Consider the following 377-nt stretch of genomic DNA (forward strand, 5'->3'; position numbering starts at 1 on the left):
CCGATCTCGTCGCCGTAGTAGAGGATCGGCGAGCCGGGCAGGGACAGCAGCAGGGCGGTGAACAGCTCGATCTGGTTGCGGTCGTTGTCGAGCAGCGGGGCGAGCCGCCGCCGGATGCCGATGTTGGCGCGCATCCGCGGGTCCTTGGCGTACTCCGCGTACATGTAGTCGCGTTCCTCGTCGGTGACCATTTCGAGGGTGAGCTCGTCGTGGTTGCGCAGGAAGATGCCCCACTGGCAGCCGGACGGGATCGCCGGGGTCTTCGACAGGATTTCCGACACCGGGTACCGGGATTCCCTGCGTACCGCCATGAAGATCCGCGGCATGACGGGGAAGTGGAACGCCATGTGGCACTCGTCGCCGCCGGAGGGGAAGTC

General features: G+C 66.3%; 1 pseudogene. It reads right to left on the bottom strand.

The window, feature by feature from the left end:
- A pseudogene (locus KVT44_RS55680) lies at nt 1-377 on the bottom strand (trehalose synthase); the annotation flags it as partial.

This window comes from Streptomyces sp. GbtcB7, from assembly GCF_019091445.1.
Lineage (GTDB): Bacteria > Actinomycetota > Actinomycetes > Streptomycetales > Streptomycetaceae > Streptomyces > Streptomyces mirabilis.